The 21,633-nt window shown below is 28.4% G+C and carries 15 protein-coding genes; 2 read left to right on the forward strand and 13 right to left on the reverse strand.

Annotation, left to right across the window (positions count from 1 at the left end):
- Positions 1 to 62: 62 nt before the first annotated feature.
- Complete coding sequence (locus tag F1564_RS00110) at positions 63 to 1,646, forward strand: peptide ABC transporter substrate-binding protein (protein ID WP_018451409.1); 1,584 nt, start codon at positions 63 to 65, stop codon at positions 1,644 to 1,646.
- Between the two features lie 172 nt (positions 1,647 to 1,818).
- Entirely contained in the window at positions 1,819 to 2,385 is a 567-nt protein-coding gene (locus F1564_RS00115; protein WP_018451410.1) for a D-glycero-alpha-D-manno-heptose-1,7-bisphosphate 7-phosphatase, read from the forward strand.
- Between the two features lie 84 nt (positions 2,386 to 2,469).
- Here the strand turns inward: F1564_RS00115 and cobA are convergent, their stop codons facing one another.
- The 13 genes from cobA to F1564_RS00180 all read right to left on the reverse strand — a co-directional run bounded on the left by cobA (position 2,470) and on the right by F1564_RS00180 (position 21,435).
- Positions 2,470 to 3,960, reverse strand: a complete 1,491-nt coding sequence (gene cobA / locus F1564_RS00120) for a uroporphyrinogen-III C-methyltransferase (protein WP_018451411.1) — start codon at positions 3,958 to 3,960, stop codon at positions 2,470 to 2,472.
- Positions 3,947 to 4,915, reverse strand: a complete 969-nt coding sequence (hemC, locus tag F1564_RS00125; RefSeq protein ID WP_018451412.1) for a hydroxymethylbilane synthase — start codon at positions 4,913 to 4,915, stop codon at positions 3,947 to 3,949. Before hemC ends, cobA begins: the two co-directional genes overlap by 14 nt.
- Positions 4,912 to 5,952: a glutamyl-tRNA reductase gene (gene hemA, locus F1564_RS00130; RefSeq protein WP_018451413.1), complete on the reverse strand. Its 1,041-nt coding sequence runs from the start codon at positions 5,950 to 5,952 to the stop codon at positions 4,912 to 4,914. The genes hemC and hemA overlap by 4 nt, the downstream gene beginning before the upstream one ends.
- Before the next feature lie 24 nt (positions 5,953 to 5,976).
- A complete protein-coding gene (locus tag F1564_RS00135) occupies positions 5,977 to 6,594 on the reverse strand; it encodes a retron system putative HNH endonuclease (protein ID WP_018451414.1) in 618 nt (205 codons plus the stop codon).
- On the reverse strand, positions 6,578 to 7,840 hold the full coding sequence (locus F1564_RS00140; protein ID WP_018451415.1) for an AAA family ATPase: 1,263 nt from the start codon (positions 7,838 to 7,840) through the stop codon (positions 6,578 to 6,580). The genes F1564_RS00135 and F1564_RS00140 overlap by 17 nt, the downstream gene beginning before the upstream one ends.
- A gap of 24 nt (positions 7,841 to 7,864) precedes the next feature.
- Positions 7,865 to 9,889: a UvrD-helicase domain-containing protein gene (locus tag F1564_RS00145; RefSeq protein ID WP_018451416.1), complete on the reverse strand. Its 2,025-nt coding sequence runs from the start codon at positions 9,887 to 9,889 to the stop codon at positions 7,865 to 7,867.
- Positions 9,870 to 11,315: an ATP-dependent nuclease gene (locus F1564_RS00150; RefSeq protein ID WP_149201874.1), complete on the reverse strand. Its 1,446-nt coding sequence runs from the start codon at positions 11,313 to 11,315 to the stop codon at positions 9,870 to 9,872. Before F1564_RS00150 ends, F1564_RS00145 begins: the two co-directional genes overlap by 20 nt.
- Complete coding sequence (locus F1564_RS10450; RefSeq protein WP_172965189.1) at positions 11,312 to 11,962, reverse strand: AAA family ATPase; 651 nt, start codon at positions 11,960 to 11,962, stop codon at positions 11,312 to 11,314. Before F1564_RS10450 ends, F1564_RS00150 begins: the two co-directional genes overlap by 4 nt.
- Positions 11,963 to 12,028: 66 nt before the next feature.
- Complete coding sequence (locus F1564_RS00160; protein ID WP_018451419.1) at positions 12,029 to 15,250, reverse strand: Eco57I restriction-modification methylase domain-containing protein; 3,222 nt, start codon at positions 15,248 to 15,250, stop codon at positions 12,029 to 12,031.
- Between the two features lie 297 nt (positions 15,251 to 15,547).
- Positions 15,548 to 18,619 carry an autotransporter domain-containing protein gene (locus F1564_RS00165; RefSeq protein ID WP_018451420.1) on the reverse strand — a complete coding sequence of 1,024 codons (3,072 nt, stop codon included), beginning with the start codon at positions 18,617 to 18,619 and terminating at the stop codon, positions 15,548 to 15,550.
- Between the two features lie 205 nt (positions 18,620 to 18,824).
- Complete coding sequence (gene cbiE, locus F1564_RS00170) at positions 18,825 to 19,451, reverse strand: precorrin-6y C5,15-methyltransferase (decarboxylating) subunit CbiE (protein WP_018451421.1); 627 nt, start codon at positions 19,449 to 19,451, stop codon at positions 18,825 to 18,827.
- A 65-nt stretch (positions 19,452 to 19,516) separates the two neighbouring features.
- A complete protein-coding gene (gene cbiD, locus F1564_RS00175) occupies positions 19,517 to 20,623 on the reverse strand; it encodes a cobalt-precorrin-5B (C(1))-methyltransferase CbiD (RefSeq protein ID WP_018451422.1) in 1,107 nt (368 codons plus the stop codon).
- Between the two features lie 155 nt (positions 20,624 to 20,778).
- Positions 20,779 to 21,435: a precorrin-8X methylmutase gene (locus F1564_RS00180; RefSeq protein WP_018451423.1), complete on the reverse strand. Its 657-nt coding sequence runs from the start codon at positions 21,433 to 21,435 to the stop codon at positions 20,779 to 20,781.
- Positions 21,436 to 21,633: the final 198 nt, after the last annotated feature.

The following is a 21,633-nucleotide window of genomic DNA, read 5'->3' on the forward strand; positions in this document are numbered from 1 at the left end:
ATGATTTAAAAAATTTTTGAAAATAGTTATTCTTTAATTTGAAATAAGGAGGAAATAAATTAATGAAAAAAATATTTCTAATATTGACATTGCTGGTATTTGCACTTTCGTGTGGGAAAAAAAGTGGAAGTGGGAGTACATTCACTTTAAATATAGTTACAGAGCCATCGTCAATTGATCCGCAAATAACTACAGATATTCCTGGAGGAACTGTTGATGAATTGATTTTGGAAGGGCTTTTAAGAAAAGATAAAACAGGGAAATCTGTAGCTGGAATTGCCCAAAAATGGGAAAAATCAAAAGATGGACTTGTGTGGACATTTCATTTAAGAGATGGAGTTAAATGGAGCAATGGTGACCCTGTAACTGCAAAGGACTTTAAAGCGGGATGGATTCGTGGATTGAATCCTGACACAGCAGGAAGCAATGCGAGCATGTTATTTGTAATAAAAAATGGAGAAAAATATAATGCTAAAAAAGTTTCAGAAAATGAAGTTGGAATAAAAGTTATTGATGATAAAACTTTACAAGTAACCTTGGAATCACCTACTCCATACTTTGATGACTTGGTTACGTTTAAATCATTTATGCCATTAAATCAAAAATTTTATAATGAAGCAAAGGACAAATACTTTACAGAAGCAAAATATACAATTTCAAACGGTCCCTATACTTTGGAAAAATGGACTCATGATTCAGAGTTAAAATTTAAGAAAAATCCTAATTACTGGGATGCAGGCAATGTAAAAATTGATAATGTTGAATTAAAAATAATTGCAACTGATTCAGCTGTTAATGCCTTTAAAAATAAGGAAGTTGATGTAACAGCGGTAACTTTCGAGCAAGCTAAGGAATTTGCAGGAAAACCAGAACTTGTAAAAGCAAATGATGGTGGAATCTATTATTTATTGTTTAATACAAAAGAAAATGTATTTAAAAATGCAAAAGTAAGACGTGCAATAACTATGGCAATAAATAAGGAAGAACTTGTAAATAAAGTGCTGGAAGGATCTGAAAAATTAACTAAGACATTTACTCCATCTGGAATTGGATTAAATGGCGTTTCAAAAGATTTTCCAGCAGAAGTAGCAACTGACCAGCCTAAATTTAACGTAGCAGAAGCTAAAAAATTACTTGCGGAAGGACTTAAAGAAGAAGGGCTTTCAGAACTTCCAAGATTTGAAATTTTATTTAACGACACAGGAAGCAGAAAAGCTATTGCTGAATACATTCAAGAAAGTTTAAGAAATAACTTAGGTGCAAATGTTGAATTAGATAAGGTAAGCGGTAAGGAACGTATCGAAAGAACTAAGAAGAGAGATTACCAAATCTCACTGCAAAACTGGACTGGAGATTTCCTAGATCCAATCACATATTTAGATTTATTTGATAGTACAAATGCAAATAACCGTGGAGATTTCAAAAATGTAAAATATGATGAATTGACTAAAATTGTAAAAAGTTCTGCTGATCCAAAAGTAAGAGTTCCAGCAATGATCCAAATGGAAAAACTTATTTCAGAAGAACAACCAGTTACAATCTTATTCCAAAAACAAAAACTTTATTTAGTAAATCCAAAAGTTAAAAATTTGGGATTTGTGTCAATTGGTGGTGAATTCTTTATTAGAGATGTTGTAATGAACTAGTTTTGGCTAAAACAAAAATTTAAGAATAATATTTTATATTCCCCATTTAAATAGCAGATTTTTTTACAAGAGGTCAAGATCCCTTGCCAGTAAATAAACAAAATATAATTTCTGTTTTTTAAATGGGTTTAATATTATTAAACTAAAAAAATAAAAAAGGAAATATAATTTTATGAAAAATAAATTTGTCCTACTGGACAGAGATGGAGTTATAAATATAGAAAAATCGTACTTACATAAAATAGAAGATTTTGAATATGAAAAAAATGTGGTGGAAGGACTTTTAAGATTGCGGGATTTGGGATATAGATTTGCGATTATAACGAATCAGGCAGGAATTGCGAGAGGATATTACACAGAAGAGGATTATTTGAAGTTACAGAGTTTTATTGAAGATGATTTATTTAAAAAAGGAATAAAAATTGAAAAGTCTTACTTTTGTCCACATCACCCAAATGTTACTGGAAAATATGGAATAGAATGTGATTGCCGAAAGCCAAATACGGGGAATTTTGAGTTGGCGATAAAGGAGTTTGATATTGATGTGAAAAATTCTTTTATGATTGGGGATAAGATAACTGATTTAATTCCTGCAGAAAAATTGGGAATCACACCTGTTTTGGTAAAGACGGGATATGGTTTGGAAAGTTTGAAAAAACTTGAAGGAACTAAGTTAAATTCTATAGTTGTAAATGATATTTTGGATTTTTCAGAAGTATTAAAAAATATGAGAAATTAAAAAATAATACAAGTTTTCATTTTGGAAATGGATTTATTATAAGTTTTTTAACAAGGGGTTAAGCTCCCCTTGTTTTAATATTATTTATTTTTTACAAAATCTAACTAATATTTCTTGAAATAGCCCTTCTTCAGTATATTTTTTCCCTTCTATCCCAACTTTTATTCCATATTTTTCAATAGTTTTTGTAGTAACAGGACCAATCGAAGCAATAACCTTATTTTTCAGAATTTCTTTTATTTCTTCATTTTCACTCAAGTTTATGCTGTCAGCAAAGGCTTTAAAGGTTGACGAGCTTAAAAACATTAAAATGTCGCTTTCTTTTATGTATTTTTCAGCTTTTTCCTTTTCTGCTTTAACTTTCTGAGTTTTATACACTACAAGTTTTTCATAATTTCGATTGTATAAATCTGAATATTTTTTTTCATTTACTGGAGAAATGTCAGATACTATAAACAGTATTTTTTCTCCTTCCTTAGTAAAATTCACACTTTCGCTAGCCAGTCTTTCTACCGTGTATTCTTCTGGATAAAAATCTGGAATTATTTTATATTTTTCAATTTCTTCAGCAGTCTTTTCTCCCACTACACCTATTTTAGCATTTCCTAAAGTACGAATATCCTTTACTTTTCTCATAAATCCAATAACAGAATTTATGCTGTTAAATAGAAGGGTGCTGTATTCCTTCAAATCAGGCATTTCAAAATCGACATATTCTATATTAATAAATGGAAGGCTCAAAGCCTGTCCGCCAAGTTCATTTATTTTATTTGATATATTTCCCTGTTTTTCCCTATTTCTTGTGACAAGAATATTTTTCCCAAATAACGGCTTATTCTCAAACCATTTCATTTTTTTCCGTAAATTCACCACTTCTCCAATCAAAATAATGGCAGGCGATTTTACATTATGTTCTTTTACTGTATTTACTATTGTTTCCAATGTTCCTGTGTAAGTTTTCTGTCTTGTCGTTGTTCCATCTTTTATTATTGCGACAGGTGTTTTCGGATTTTTTCCGTTATTTATCAAGTTTTCTGCTATTTTTTCAAGATTGTTTAATCCCATTAAAAAGACTAAAGTTCCTTCCAATTTTGCAATAACTGGGAAATCAAGTTCTATTCCCTTAAATTGCGTATGTCCAGTAAATACGTGAAAAGAAGTGTTGATTCCTCTGTGAGTTACAGGAATTCCAGCATAAGCTGGCACAGCAATTGAAGAAGTTATCCCCGGAATTACTTCAAAATCTATATTTTCAGCAACCAAAGCCTCTATTTCCTCTCCCCCTCGCCCAAATACAAACGGATCTCCTCCTTTTAATCTCAATACTAAAAGTCCCTCTTTACCTTTTTCCACAAGTTTTTTATTTATTTCCGCCTGCAATTTTCCTCCAGCAGTATTTTCTTTTCCCATATAAATCAGTTCTACATCAGACTTTGCATACTGTAAGATATTTTTATTTACAAGCCTGTCGTAAACAATGCAGTCAGCTTTTTCTATCACGTTTTTCAATTTTAAAGTTATAAGTTTCTCATCCCCACAGCCTGCTCCTGCGATATAAACTTTACTTTTTTCCATCTTTTGTCTCCTCTTTTTTTATTTCTTCAGCCAGTTTTTGTGCAGTTTCTTTTGGATTTTTCTTATTTCCTTCAACTTCTTTAAATATTCTGTTTCCATTATCATTAAACATTCCCTTTAATTTCAATATATTTCCCTCAATGACCGATGAACAGCCTATCGGAGTATGGCATCCTCCATCAAAAATTTTTGAAAATTCTCTTTCAGCTTTACACATTATCGTAACTTCATCATCATTTATAATTTTCAGAAGATTTAGTATTTTATTATCATTTTCCCTGCATTGAATACACAAAATCCCTTGTCCTGGTGCTGGTATAAATGAATCTGTATCAAAATATTCAGTAATTCTGTTTTCCAGCCCAACTCTTTTTAATCCAGCCGCAGCCAGCACAATCGCATCATATTCTCCATCATCAAGTTTTTTTAGCCTTGTGTGAATATTTCCACGAATTGCTTTTATCTTTACATCATTTCGTAAATTTAGAAGCTCCTTTTCCCGTCTTATGCTCCCTGTCCCAATTACAGAATTTTCTGCAAGTTCCTTTAATTTTTCTCCATTTTTTGAAACAAGCACATCTCGGTTATCTTCCCTCATTGGAAAACATGCATTCAAAAGCCCTTCTGGAGTGTTCTGTGGCATATCCTTTAACGAATGTACCGCCAAATCTATTTTATTTTCCAGCATTTCCTTTTCAATTTCCTTCACAAATAAGTCCTTTTGCGTAGTTCCTTTTATTTTTGTAAAGTCCCTTAGGTCTTTATCTCCCTTTGTAACTATAACTTTCAGTTCTATTTCCAGTGGATTTTTTTTCTCAAATCCTTCAATTTCACAAAAATTCTCCACACTTCTTAATTCATCATATTTTTTAATAAGCATTTCCTTCACTTTTTCCGCTTGTGCAAGTGCCAAAATGCTTCCTCTCGTTCCAATAATTATTTTATTTGATTTCATCTATTTTCACCCATCTCAATATTTTTCTGATTTGTATATTTTCTTCTTTTTTCAAGTTTTTCCGCTATTTTTTTCAACTGCTCCTCAATAATGTAAGAATATTTTTCTACAATTTCATCCCGCTTTTCCACATTTTTATTATATTCATCCCAAATATCCTCCAAATAATAAAGCGAAGCATTTTCAAACTCCCTTATACTTGCCTCAATATCTCTCGGAACGGCTAAATCAAGGAAAAACCGTTTTTTTCCATCATTCAAAATATTTTGAATTTTCGCTGTTTCAAGAATCAAATGTGGTGCAGAAGTGGCACTTATTACAATATCCATATTTTTTATAACATTATATTTCTCATTAAATTCTGCAGTTTGAACATCTGGATACACTTTCTGCAATTCAATTGATCGTCGTAAACTTCTATTTGTCATTGTCAAATAGCAATTGTTCATTTTGTGAAGAAGTGCAAGAATTGACTGGCTCAAATCTCCCACTCCAATTACAAATATTTTTTTATTTTCAAGGCTCTCAAATTTTGTTCTTATAAATTTTACAGCTATCGAATCAAGTGAAATATTTTTTTCATTTATCTTGCTTTCCGCCCTAAATCTTTTCCCAGTTTCTATCGCCTGATTAAACATTATATTCAAAAAAGAAGACGTAATATTTTTGTCAAGAGCGTCAAAATATGCTTTTTTAAGCTGTACAAGAATCTGATCCTCTCCCTTTATTATCGAATCCAGCCCACAAATCACCCGCAGTAAATAATGCACCGCCTCGCTCCCTTTGTAAACCTTCATCTTCTCAATCTTAAAATCTCTTTTTAGTTTCTCAACCTCAAATTCCTTGTAAACATCCAAATAAAGCTCTATTCTCAAGCAAGTTTCAACAACAACATATCCTTTTATAACCATTTTATCCATATACTCGCTCAAAATATGCCGATACCCCTCTTTTACAAACTTTTCCCTTTCTTCCAAACTCAAATTTTTATAACTAAAACTTAGAATATAAAAATTTTTTACTAAATTTTCATTCATTTTTTTCTCTCTCCGTTTTTTTATTTATTTTTTAGTTTCAGATTTTAAATTTTTTAAAAGAAATTCTTTTAGCGTAGGAAATTTTGTTATGTATTTTAAATTTTCAATATTAATTACTATTTTCCCTTCTTTTCTTGAAGAATTTTGATAAATAAAACTTTTTCTGCTTTCACATAATTTTTTTTGATTCAAATTTAAAATTTCTATTGTTTTCATTGCCATTTCATACTCTATTCCATTTTCATATTTTGGAATTATTTCGCCTGTACTAATACTATATTCAAAATAATCTCTAGGATTATATTCAACTGGATTCACAAAATTATCATCCCATTTGTTCCCTTTTGTTGAACCACAAGTTTGATTTTCAAGACAACCAGTCAAAAAATTACTGTAATTATGAAACAACTTTGGAAATTTGTCTTTAGGTTTTATATGCTCAATTTGACTTTTCTCAACAGAAATCTGTCTTTCACAATAAGGACAAAAATAATTTTCATCTATTTTCTGCTCATTTTCAAGCATATACTCTTTTAGTTTTCCCTTTATTTTAAAATCAAAATCTTTCCAGCTTTTTGGATTACTTTTCTTTTTAAATTCCGCAAAAAATTTTGGCTCATCGTTTTTATCTATTTTCAGCATTTTTTCTCCCCTTTTTTATTTGCAAATCCATATCCACTAAAAATAAATCTCTATCGTCTTCTCCTAGAATATTTTTTATTTTACTGTATTTTCTCTCAAATTCAGAATTTTCATAATTGTCATTCCTAATCATTTCTTTTACTTGATTAAGAAGTTCATGGACACTAGGATTTCTATCTGTTTCAAGCCCCATTATATCTTCCAGAATTCTTTCCATAGTCTGTCCATACGAATCTCCAAAATTTTCTCCAGTTCTAACTTCCACGACACCATTCTTATTTTTTACTAGCAAAATTATACTTTCTTTCTCAACGCTCCCTAAAATATGCGGAGAATGTGTTGCTAAAATTATCTGATTATTCTTCCCAATTTTTTTATAAACATCAATAATTTTTTGTTGCCATCTCGGATGTAACGACAATTCAGGCTCATCAATCATAATTATGGAATTTTCAGGCTCCAACATTTTTATCGCCAAAGTCCGTAAAAACAACTGTTTTTCCCCCGAAGAAAGTTCATTTATTCCAAATTTTTTTCCACTAGAATTAGTAAAAATCGGCATACTATTCTCATCTTTCGATATTTCTGAAAGTTTTACATCCAACTCCAAAATTTCAAAAATTCCATTAATTTCCGCAAAAACTTTTTTTCTAACTTGTCCCATTGTCAAATCTTCCTCTTCATTCGCAACTCTTGAAATCCGAGTTGCAATATAGGACGGAATATCCTTGATTTCGTATGAATCTACAATATTAATAAAACTATATTCTTTTTTTAAATTTGTTTGAGCTTTTTTAATTTCTTCAAAATTAATCTCAGTTGGAACATAAATTATTTTGGGAAATATTTTTAATTTTCCAAAACTTCTGCTTATTATTTTTGAATTATAATTTTGATTTTCTGTTTTATTGTGTCTGTAATCATAGTTATAAAATTTTATATTTTTCAAGCAATCTGTAAATTCAATATCCTTTTGTGCTTCTTTTTCAACTTCTGTCAATCCTTCACTATTCATAAGACTTTCCAAAACTTCTCTTTCATTCTCTTCATAAAATAATTCCACATTAACAGCTTTGCTTCTAAACATTTCAAACCAATAACGAATGCTTTCCAAAACTCTAGTTTTTCCACTCCCATTAATTCCAGCCAGAACTATCAAATCCAAAACTTTTCCTTCTGACTCAAAGTTTATATTTAAGTTTTCAAGTCCGTTGTATTCTTCTATGTGAAGATTTTTTATTTTCATTTGTGGTTACTCCTTTCTTATAATTTATTGAAACTTTTTTATATCTCCAAATACTTTCTTTATATTTCCAGAAAATTCTGAAATATCATCTATATAAAATATTTTAAGATTTTTAATTGCTCTAGTTACAGAAACATATAACAAATTCCTTGCTTCATTATGTTTTTTTAAATCTTTTTCTTCAATTTTCTTATTGTAATTTTTAAAAAAATCAAAAAAAAGATTTTTGTTATTTCTTCCAAAAGAATTTTCCATTATTATAACAACATTTTCAAATTCCCTACCTTTTGTTCCATGATACGTATGATAATATATTTTTTCTCCTTTTTCTTCTATTAAATATCTGTACCAATTAAAATATTGATTAATCTCAATTTTCAAAAAATTTTCAACTTCATTTATATTATTTCCATATTCATCATCAAAAAGTTCTTGAATAATATATTTTTTTATATTTTCTAAGGATATATCTTCAATTTGAAATACATTTTTTACTATTTTTTTGTAATCTAAATCTTCATTTCTATTATACAATTCAAATATTTTTTCTAAATAATCATTTAAAGTTTCTTTTTTGCTATTTCTAATTTCTACCATAATTTTTTTTAAAGTTCTTAATTGTTTTAAATTTTTCCCTCTGTAGACTTTACTGAAAATATCTGTTACAAAAGTTTTTTCATTTTGCAAATCATTTAAAAATTTGCTTATTCTAAAAAAGAAACTAGGAATACTTCCTAATTTTGTCATGTCATTTGAAAATAATTCTGACGTTAATTGGTTATAATTCTTTTTATAATAGTCACTTTTATAAAAAAAATCATAAATATCTTGAAAACCAGAATATTCTGCAATTAACTTGTTTGTTAATATAAAACAATGTAAAGGACTATCTTGTGTTATATTCCATTCTTTCTCTACTTTTTCTAAAAAGGCTTTTATTTCTTCTTCTTTTCCAGAAAAAAACTCTATTGTTCCACCGTCACTATCTTCATATATAGATTCTTGAGGAAATTCATTCTTTTTAATTTTATTTGCAACTTCAATAATTTCTTTAGCAGATCTTCTATTATATTTTTTATAGACATTATCTAAATCAGTATGCAATTCTTTTATTGATTCACCTACTCCACTATTATAAATATTCTGTACATAATCTCCAAAATATCCGACATAAAATTTATGATTAATTTTTTTTGAATATTCATCTAATAAATTCATTATTTTAACTACTTTTTCATCAGTATCTTGATACTCATCTATAAAAATATAAGGATATTTATCAATTATTATTTGTTTTAATAAGTCAAATTTTTTTATCATTCTATATCCGTATTCTAGTAGAGTATCATGGCTTATTTTCATTTTATGTAACACATCAAAATTAAATAAAGGCGTATACTCTATATTTTTATATTTTTTATTTTCTATTTCTTTTAGACAATTTTCAAGTTTAGATATTTTTTTTAGTTTTTTATAAATTTCTTTAAAATTCGTAACTTTCATATCAAAAAAGATTTCATCAGAAATATTTTCTTTTTTCAATTCTTCTTCAAAATTATCTTTATTCAAAAATTGTATTTTTATATTAGTTTTCGATATGATTTCATTAATATAACTTTTTTCTTCTTTATTATACAACAAATATTTCTTATTCTTCTTCAATTTTTCATTTTCTTCTTTTATCTTCTCTTTAGTATATTCAAAATGAATTTCTACTAACTTAGATTGATAAAGTTTATTATTTATCAAACTCCAAATCCTTTCATGAATTGTTGAAACTAAAATAAGATTAGTATTTCCCAATCTTTCTTTTATTTCGTTTGTTGCAACATTCGTATAAGTTATACATATTACTTTTTTATTTTTATTCTCTAAATTTCTTCCTTCTTCTCTTATAACATATTTTAAGCATTCAATTAGAGAATAGGTTTTCCCTGCACCTGCTCCCGCATTAAAAAGAGTACTTTTATTTTTAGATATATTTTTAAATAAATTTTTTAAAATTTCTTTTTCTTTTAATAAATTTTTATCATTTATTTTTGATAACATTTTTTATTTCACCATTTTCTCTGAGTAATTTGTCTAATTGATCTAACCCTTTCTTTATATACTCTGGTAATTCAGGAATTTTATTATTCTTATTAGTTGTTACAATATGATAAAATAATTCGTTCGCTAATTCTGTTTTTTTGTTATTTTCTCCTATCCTAAATTGCCATTCATAAGAATTTTTTTTATTATTTTCATAATCATTCTTGACTATTCTTGAATAAGTTCTTTGTAAAATATTCTTAAGTACTTTATTTAATATCTTATTATCAAAATTAGTTAATATAAATGCTTCTTCAAAACTTGTAGGATAATATTCATAAATTTTATTCTGGTAACATACAATTATATTTTTATTCTTTATATATTCTTCCTTAATTATATTAACAATCATTTCATTATTTTTATTAAAAAATTTTAAAGTGGTATTAGTTGATTGCATATTTTCTTCAATTTTTTCTATTTGGCTTATATCATTTTTTTTCTTCCCATTTTTTCCCTCTATTTTTTCTCGTTTAATATCCAAATCTGTTATTATTAAAACTGGTAATTCTATCAGTTCAAATAATTCTTTATACAAATGTCCGTATGCTCCACCTATATTAAATATTGTTATGTATTTTTGTTTTAAATATTCATTTTCATCTATATACAAAGGTAACAAATTATATTCTGTATCCCCTTCAACCAAAATAACTGCATCTGAAAAAAATAATTCCGAAACTTTAAATTTTATATGTTTTTTTATAAATTTTAAATGCTCCATTTTTTTATTCGTTTCTAAATTCTTCGGAGTTATTTTTTCATCTTTTAAAATAATTATTCTCGACTCATTGTTTTTAAAAGTTACATAGTTTATATTATCAAATCCATCTCCACTATGAATTTTACTATTCAAAATATGTGATGAATGTGTTGATATAACTAATTGACTGTTAAGATTTTTTTTATCTTCTTTTGACAATAACTTATTTATCGCATCATTTATATATTTTATGAATAATTCTTGCATTTGTGGATGCATATACGTTTCAGGTTCTTCAATACATATTAAATTAATTTTACTATTTGACATATCCCCTTCATATTTATCAATGTAATCAATTAAATTAGCAATAATCATAACAAGATTTGTATATCCAAGTCCAAATTGATTTTCTGGAATAGGAATTTCTTTATCAAGATATTGATAATTAACTAAATCGTTTAATGCTTTATCTAAAGACAAATCAGAATTCAAAAAAATCTTTAAATTATCTTGAGAAATTACACTTGATAATGTATCATTAATATTATTTGTTTGTCCGATAGTAATAGTTTCGGTCAAATCTTTATTTAACTCATCAAATTTACTTTCTACTTTTTCTTTGTTTGGAAAATACTTACTTGATTTAGGATGTTTTTCATTAAAACGATAGCTAATTATTTTATTAAATGCATTTTTAAACTATTCTTATCCGAAACATTATTTGCTTTAATAGAAACAACATTTATTAATTTATCCAATTTAAAATTTTCTATTTCAATATCATCATTTCTATAAAATTTTGTTTTGTACCCTATTTTATTCATTTGTTCTATAATTTTTAAAAATTTTTCTGTTCCCGATATTTTTTTATTTATTATTTTATCAAATTCACCTAAAAATTCTTGTGATTCTTCCAAAACAATTTTAATTTTTAATTCTATTTCAGTATCATCTAAGTCTTCTAAAGTCATCAATGGAACTAAATTTGTTATATCATCATTTTTGTTTTTTTCCAAATTTATTATTAATTTAAACTCTATTTCAGGAAATTGTTTGTTTGTATTCTCATTTTCATAACCTTCAAATAATTTTTTTAAATAAAAAAAATTAAAATCTGAACCTGTAAATTTACCATTTACTAAAGTATCTAATGCTTCTATTATTGTTGTTTTTCCTGAATTATTTTTTCCGATAATTAGAGTTGTATTTTGTGCTACATTAATTTCAGTTCCTTCAGGAGTATCTTTAGAATTTATGAACTCAACGATATTATTTTTATCTCCAAATTTTCTAAAATTTTTTATTTCCAAACTTTTTAAGTACATATTTTCCTCCATTTATTTTTCTTTTTGAAAAAATTATAATTTTAATATCTTTCAAAATTAAAAAATTTAATTCTCCTCAATAATTCTAATCTCCTCCTCACTCAACCCATACAGCTCATAAACCATCCCATCAATCTCTTTATCCGTTTTTGTAATTTCATTGTTTAATGTTTCTGCTTTTGATTTTTCTGCAATGAAATAATCCTCCCAATCAGCTTTTTGCGAAAGGCTTAATTTCACTTTTACTTTTGATAACTCTTTTATAAATTCATCAAAATTCAATAAATACCAATTTTGTAATTTAGTAGAAATTTTTTCTAAACCAAGTTCTCTCATAATCATTCGTTGGAATTTTTGTGAAATTTCTTGAAGGTTTTTGTTTAAAAATAACATTTTATCAGCTTTTTCGATAAATGGTTCTTGTTTTTGTAATGAAATTTCTTTTATTGGAAATTTTCCCACTCCATTTGAAAAATATTCATAAACTCCACTTCCTGTTTGTTTTCCAATAGAACTGTAACGAAATTTAAATAATTTTGAATTTAATATTGTTAATAAATATTTAAGTTTAATTTTTTCATTTGTATCAAAAATAACTGTCGTATTTGTTAATCCGATATATTCTTTTGTATCATCATAACAAAATTCATTAGTTGTACTTCTATAAGAACACCATATTTTATTTAAATGATAATATTCTTTGTGCATCGGTCTTGAATATCTCCACCAAATTCTACCCTCATTTTTAACTGTTGCTCTGTCATTTAATTTTTCTCTATTTTTTTCTAAATATTCTTTTATTTCTATAGGTAAATCTTCAAAATTTTCTATATTTTCAAAATATAGTAATTTTTTTTGACTGTTTTTTATTGTATATTTACTTATTGCTTCTCCACTAATGTGATTTTTCATAAACTCATTTGGGAAATTTAAGTTATTACTTCCAAATAAAAATATATCATTTGCTGCTGTTTCCATTCCCTTTCCTATTATTACTAAATCTTGTAATTTTGGATTATTTTCATCTATTTTGGTATTTAATTTTTGTATTTGTTTATCAACTATTGCAAATACATCATCTTTTTTTAATTCAATTTCATATTCTTTATTTCCATTCAAATATTTTAAAATTTCATCATTACTGTAATTTTTTTCTTTTAAATTTATTCCTTTAACTTTTCTATTTTCTTTACCAAACATCACTATACAAGATGTTATAGAAGCCTCTTCAAAAATCATATATTTTTCAAAATTTATTATTTTTTCTAACCTTCTCTTTTCAACAATATAATTTCTTAATTTTTGAGCTTTATCTGAAAATAAAAAAGCATTTGAGATTATAAAGCCTACTTCTCCTTTTGATATTTTCAATGCCTTATAAATAAAGTAAAATAATATATCACTTTTATCTTGCCATATTTCTGAATATTTATCCATTAAATAACTTACTATTGGTGATTTCGCTCCAAATGTTTGAACATTGAAATACGGCGGATTCCCTACCACAACATCAAATCCACCATTTTTAAACACTTGCGGAAACTCTTTTTCCCAATCAAATGCCAATTCCCCAGCAATTTCAGCATCATCAATCAACGAATTTCCACATTTTATATTATTTTCAAGTGTAGCCAATGTTTTATTTTTATCAGCAGTTTTTAGCCACAATGATAATTTCGTGATTTCTACACTTTCCTTATTCAAATCCACTCCAAATATATTATTTTGCAAGATTTCCTTTGTTGTATCTGAAAACAAATCTTTTATTCCAGTTAAATCAAAAATTTTATCGTTTAAGTAATTGTTATAATTTAATAAATATTCAAAGGCTGTGATTAGGAATGCTCCGCTTCCACAAGCTGGATCTACGATTTTTATATTTTTTACAGCCTCTCTGTATTTTGTCCAAAATTCTATATGCTTTTTTAAATTTTCACTATAAATTCTTTTTTCATAAGTTCTTTTTTCATTTTTTTTACGAGTATACTCTATTTCAAAATCTTTTTCTGTAAGTTCAGGAAGTTTATCTTCGCCTAGCTCTTTTCGTTTGTCGTCAAGCCAGTTTTTTATCGAATTTTCTACAATGTATTTGGTTATATATTTTGGTGTGTAAAAAATTCCGTCTTTTTTACGTTTCCCTTTTTTCTTGTCAAATTCTTCCCCATTTAATTCTTTTTTCAAATCCTCTATATCGCTTATAGATTGCTCAAAAATATGCCCTAATATATTTTCATTCAGTTCAGAGTCAAAATCATATTCAGATATTTTTTTCATTTCTTCAAAAACTTCATTATCCACATAAAGACTCTCTAAAATATCGTCATTTTTAAATAAACCTCCATTAAAATGAGAAATATTTTTTCTCGGATTTCCTAAATTTATCCAATTGCAAAGCATTTTAAAAACTTCAAAAACATCTCCAAAGTTTTTACCTTTTTCCAAAGTTTTATGAAAAATATTATTTGGCAATAATCCTTTGTCTTCACAAAAGCAGATAAACAGGAATCTATCCAATAATTTTTGAACTTTTTCAATTATCGTATTTTCATTTACTGTGGGATTATTTTTCCGCATATTTTCAAAGATATGTAATCTAATAGCTTTATATTCGTTATAAAATTTCTTCTCAATTTCAGATTGATTTTTCTGATATTCTTCAGAAAGTTCTATTGTTTTTGCCTTTTTCTTTTCAGTTCCTACCAAAGCGTAAAATGAAAGAATGTAAATAAATTTCTTAAATTCTAAATCATCTTTTAATTTTTCAAGAAAAAACACTTGATATTCTGTCATATCATTTGACCTGTAAAGCCTTATTTCCTTATAGTTTGAAACTATAACCCATTGACAGTTCTTTCCATATTTTGGAGCATAGTTAAAAGCCTGTTCTACAGGCGTTCTTGTATCACCGGTTCTTTTCTGCCTTACATCTAGCGAAACTTTTGCACCTTTCAGCTCAATTACAGCCCTGACATCTTTTTTTCCATCTGCATCAAAAAATCCCAAAACTCCATCAGCCTTCTGCCCATCTAACTTTGTTTTAGTTTCTCTTTCTAAATTCCATTCATTTTTTCCATCCGATTTATTCACAGCTCTCAATACAGTTGTAAAAATATCGTACAAAAATTCTCCTTGAAATTCTTCTTCTTTCGATTTATCCAAAACACCATTTTCAAGATTATTTATCCATTTATTTAGTGCCTTTCTTCTTTCAGAAAACTTATGTTTACTTAAATCGACTTCTTCTTCAGCTTTTTTAGCTAGTATTTTCTGATTAAATAAGTTATTCATAACAAATTTCTCGCTCCTTATTTTTCATAAATCATTATCTACATTCTAGTAATTTTTCTGTTCTTTGTCAATTTATTAATTAAAAATATTTATATTGATGATACTATTAATATTTTATGTAAAAATATATCTATGCTAAACATGTACTCCTCAATTTTTTATCAAGCTGAAAAATAAAATTTTTAAAAAAGAAAAAAGTTTACAATACTGATAATTTCTATAATATCTAAAAAAAAACATTCTTTAATATCAGAGTTTTCTAATTATTAAAGAATGTATTTTATAAATTTAGTTTAATCAAAAGTTGATTCTAACTCCTGTTGTGTATACATTACTGTTTCCTTTACCTTTTTTGCTGTCAACAGAACCATCGTAATTTACATACCAGCCAAAATTTTTATTTACTTCTGTTAATGCTCCTGCACCTATCCAAGTTTTATTTTTTGAAAGTCCGATACCTTTTACTTTAAATTTTGCTCCTGGAAGTCCAGTATATCTTGCATCAAAGCTTAAATCTTCATCTTTAAAGGCTTTTTGGTGAGTTACGTATCCTTGGAAAGTTGTTTTGCTTCCACTAGACCAATTTACAGATTTTCCAACTCTAAGTCCTACTAATGCTGCAGTCTGGCTGTAATTTTTCCTAGTCGCTGTAAGTCCAAATTGGCTTTCTTTTTCAGAGAATGAACCTCTTTGAAGTGTGTCGTGAGTTAATCCTGCAAATGGTGTTAAGACAAAATCTTCATTTTTATTTTTAATGTCATACCCTGTTTCCAAGTATCCTGAATAAATTTTATCGTTATGATTAATTTTTGCTCGTGAATAGTCATTGCTACTTAAAATAATATCTCTTTCAACATCGCTGTCAACAAATCCTGCTCCCAGACGACCTTGCAAATACAATGGCTTATTTTTATTGCCTAATCTTCCATATAACGAAACTCCAAAATTATTTGCATTAGATTTTCCACCATATCTATCAAATTTAACATCAGCTTTTGAATAAGATAATGCCGTTCCTAAAATTAAATTTTCACCAAATTGCTTGTCAACTCCTACTTGTCCTCCAAATACTTTTGTATCTCCTGTTCCGTATCCATCTTGCTTTAATTTTCCATTTGCACCAAAACCTGATACCCAAAGTCCGAATTTATCCCCAACATTGTCGAGCGTTCCAAGCATTACAAGTCTATTTGATAAATCTTTATTTACAGTTTGTGAATGTTGAAAAGTCAATGCTTGAGCTGAAGCATAGATTTGTCCTGATAAACTGTCTAAAACAGCAGCCCTATTTAAAGAAGTAAGAGCTTGTAAAGTCGCAGCCTTTCTTTCAAATTGGGCAATGTTTTCAGCAGTTCCATTTTCAATTATTTCATCTAGTTTTTGAAAGGCTGTTTCGATATTTTGTGCTGTATTTTCTTGCATTATATCAGTTTCCTTAAATTCTTTTACATAATCCAGCACATTTTTCCTGCTTAAATTAACATTCAATAGATTTCCTTTAACTTCCGTTGAACCATTTACCAATTCAGTTGTTTCAACATTTGCAAAATTTCCTTTAATCCCTTTTCCTGCTTCAATTACAGCTGTCGATAATGGTTTTGCTGTAATATATCTTCCGTTGCTCAAAGTTTGTAATGTTGCACTCTCTCCATTTAAATTCACTGTTCCATTAACTATAAGTTTAGAACCAATTTCTGCTTTTGTTATAGAACCAGCTGTTGCTATATAATTTCCCGTTATAATAGCTCCAGAACCTCTATTTTCAAAAGTCCCTCCATTATTGTAGATACTTTTTGGCTCACCATCCTTTTTATTTATTATAGCCGTTGGATAAGTTACCAGTGTTCCTTGTGAATTTATTGTTATATCAGAAGTATTATTTCCATATATTTCTAATTTTCCTTCATCTATGGTAGTATTTCCAGCATAACTATTATTCCCTGTCAAAATTAATGTTCCGTTTCCAGATTTTTTTAATCCACCGTCACCTTTAATATCATTTTCAAAAATTGAAGTCATCGAATTTCCGATATTTGCATTAAATTGTCCCTTTAATCCGTTATCTGAAGCTTTTTTACCAACAAGAAGAATATTGTCAAATTGAGCAGGTCCTTTTAATGCTTTTTCTTCATTCAAATATCCCCATCCATATCTTGAACTTACATCTCCATTACCGATTAATAATGTATTTATTTTAGTTGCTGTCGTTAAAATTGTCTGCTGAATTTCGTGTCCTGTCATCCAAGGAAATCTTTCTTTAACTTTTGCAGCTGTTGCTGTAACCCTTGGAGCCGCATTTGATGAACCTGGTGAAGAACAACCTGGCAATTCACAACGTCCATTTGCGGAAATAGTCCAATATGCTGCACTTTCTCCTGCCCATGCAAAATGTTTTGGAAAATCTTTTGCACTTCCGTCAGCCTGTTCTTCTAAACCTACTACTGCTATCCAACCTTTTTGTAATGAAGGGATTGCTATTGGTAACCCCGACTGAACAGATACTGCTGTAAGCTCAGTTTTATCTGCTTTATAATTTCCAGCTGCCCAGACAAATAGTGAACCTTCATTAACAGCTTTTTTGTAGAAATTTATTAACTCATCTACCTTTTGATCCATTTTATCTTGAGTCCAGATTCCAACAGTTTTAATAGATTCCCATAAATCGTTTCTATAAGTTGCAGGAGAAAATTCTTGAGGTATTCCAAGAGATTGGTTGTATATTCTTACACCTTTAGCTTGTAATTCTTTGTATCTATCTACATTTATAATTAATCCAGTACTTTGTGTTCCCAAAGATACTCCGTGTATTGTGGCTCCTTTTGCTCCATTACCGCTTTCACCACCAAGTATTGTAGCTACTCTCAATCCGTGATCATTTTTACTTGGACTATGACCTGTAGCAACTGGATAATTTGAATCTAGTCTTCCTTTAAATTCATCTTTTTTTACTTTCTCGAAAGTTTGTCCAACTTTGTAATATTTCATTGTTTCATTATCAGTAATAAAATCTTCATCTAAAACTGCCACTTGTACACCTTTTCCAGTCATTATGCCCTGATTTGTAGGTTTTTCAAAATTATTTGGGATGGGTACTTGACTTTGTTGTCCAGAATTAGAACTGTTGTTTGTTGTAGAATTTCCAGTACTTTGTCCAGAGTTAGAATTATTGTTTGATTCAGAATTTCCAATATCCTGACTTGGATTAAAATTACTTTTGTCACCAATATTTCCGGGGATTTGAGATGGATTTTCAGTTGGTTTATTTGGATTAGGTGTAGGAGTTGCTTGAGATGTCTGTGAACCGCCGCCACCGCCGCCGCAGCTGGATAACGTGGCAATCAAGCCAATTAATAACAGTATTTTTTTCATTTTTTATTTGCTACTTAATCCTAATTTATTATTGATAATTAGGACAAATTTTGTATATCTGTCAAATTATTATAAAAAGTAGCCTCTCCTTTCTTTCTTAATATATAATTTAAAGTATTTATATTTTTATAATTATTATAAACTAATTATCCATTTTAATTATACCATAGGAAATGAAAAAAGCAATTGAAATTTTCAAATTTGCCTATTTTCTTAAAATTACCACATTCATTCCAAATTTCTCTTCATAATTCACCAATTCATTTGCTTTAAATTGATAAATCTTCTCATTCTCGTAAGATAAATTTTCTCCAACAAAAATTTCCACATTCTCAAAATTATTTTCCAGTAATCTTTGTGCTATTTTCTGTGGTGTATTTTCTTTAAAATCAGTCAACAATCCAATTTTCTCATACTCATTTAATTTTTCCACAAAATCGAATTCCTTCCCATGAACACTGGCAATACAAGCATCATACCAATATTCTGAAATTTTTGCGAACATATACTGAACCGATGAAATTCCTGGAATAACTTCTAGCTCTTCACTTTCAAAATGTTTTTTCATAAAAGTCAAAAGGCTATAAAATCCGGTATCTCCAGACACAATCACGGAAATCTTTTTATGTCGATTCTCATTTATGAAATCCAGAACTTTTTGCAAATCAGCTGAAATGTAGCAATATTCCTTATTTGCCGCATACTCTCCCAAACTTTCAATATGCCGTTTTCCACCGACAATTACTTCCGATTCCTTAATTTTCTTCAAAACAATCGGCAATGTATAGTCTAAATTTCCAGGCCCAAGCCCTAGAATTTGTATTTTTTCCATTTTTCCTCTTTTCAAAACTATAATTTTTTACAATATTTATTTTTATAACAAGCAAAAAGAAAATTTTAGAAATCTTTAAAAAAGTCCTTGCTTTGTCCAATAACCTTTTTTTCAGCCGATAAAATCAACGTTTCTACCTCCAAATCCCAGCCATTTTTTCTGCAATGTTCCTCACATTTTTGTTTTGCCTTTTCAGCTAACAAATTGAAAACTTCCTTTTTTTCAATGTATCCAGAGGCTTCTTCAGTCGTATTTGATTCCAGAATTTTGTATATATTTTCCAATTTTTCTCCAACTAATAAGGCATTTGCAGCTAAAATTTCCATTTTCGCATCAGAAACTCGGCTGTGTGTATGAAAAATCCCTCCTGCCACTTTTACAAATTTTCCCAACTCACCAATAAAATAAACTTTCTTAACCTCAAATTCACACGCTTTGTCAAACATATATCCGACAAAATTACTAATTACAACACCTTCTTTAGCTCTTTTTGGAAATTCCTTGCTCAAAAACATTTTTCCACGATTTCCAAAAAGAAATATTGCTGTTTTCGTATTAAAATATGTCAAATTCTGTTTCAATTCTATCGCCAAAGAGGCTTTCCATGACTCTTCAGACATCGGTCGCACAATTCCCATTGTTCCGAGAATCGAAATTCCGCCTATAATTCCTAACTTTCCATTCATTGTTTTTTTTGCAGCTTCCTCACCCAAAGGCACACTTATTTCAACATCGACTCCTTTTCCATTTGGAAGAAACTCCTCAACAATATTTATCAACATTTTCATTGGCGTTGGATTAATCGCTGATTTTCCAACTTCAACAGGAAGTCCAACTTTTGTAACTTTTCCAACTCCTTTTCCTCCAAAAATATTGATTTTATCATCTTTTCTAAAACTCACTTTTGAAACAATCTCTAAACCGTGTGTCACATCAGGGTCATCTCCCCCGTCTTTTACAACAGTCGCCGTCGCATAATCCTTTGTCTTTTCAAAAGATTTAATCCCAATTTTTATCCTTTGACCTGCTGGAACGTCTATTTCAACTGCTTCAATTTTTTCGACTTTCCCAAGCAAAAGTAACAATGCCGCCTTAGTCGCTGCCGTTGCTGAACTTCCAGTAGTATATCCATATCGCAATTTTCTACCGTTAAAATATACATAATTTTCCATTTTTTATTTCTCCAAAATTGTACTAAAGTATATCTGAAAATACTTTAAATCAATAATTTATATTATCTTTCATTGTAAAAAATTAAAATACAAAAATTAAAATAAACTTTCAGATATTGATAAATTCACTAATTAATTTTCACATAAAATTATAATTAATTATTAAAATATTTATCCCTTTCGTACATTTGATAAAGGATTCCGTGCATTATACCGACTGCAACTGTGCTTCCACCTTTCGTCCCATTCGTTCTTATAAACGGAACATTGTATTTTGAAAGCTCAGCCTTCGATTCAGGACATCCCACAAATCCAACTGGAACTCCAACTATTAATTTTGGTACATTTTCTCCTTCTTTATCCATTTTTTCAAGCAATGTAAACAACGCTGTTGGTGCATTCCCAATCACAAAAATTTTCGTTTGCGGATCCTTTAACGCTCTTTCCAATCCAACCATCGAACGTGTAATCCCTCTTTCTTTCGCCTCTTTCGCCACATCTGGATCCGCTACCAAGCAATAAGCCTCAGCTCCAAATTTTTTCAATCCATTTTTATTTAAACCGTTAACAATCATATTAGTATCGCAATAAATTCTGCAATTCCCAGCTTCTAATGCTTCTTTCGCCGACTCAATCGGATTATTTTGAAATTGAACAATATTTACATAATCAAAATCTCCTGTAGTATGAATCAGTCTTTTCACAATTAATTGCTCTTCCTCACTAAAATGGTCAGCTTTCCCAGCCAACCCTTCAGTTATTATTTCAAAACTTCTCACTTCTATTGATTTTGGATCTTTAATATATGACATATTTCATTGTGCGATAATAACTACCACACTCTCCTTTCTTTTTATCATTTTTCACACTTCTAATTCATTATTTTTCAAAAAAATCAAAAATTTCTCATTTTTTTAACAATCGTGAAATACTCCCAATTGTAGAAGACAGAAACTTCTTGCTATCTTTTGATAAAAATTTTTAAAATTAAAATTTCTCTTCAAAATCTT

The sequence above is a fragment of the Leptotrichia shahii genome, assembly GCF_008327825.1.
GTDB lineage: Bacteria > Fusobacteriota > Fusobacteriia > Fusobacteriales > Leptotrichiaceae > Leptotrichia > Leptotrichia shahii.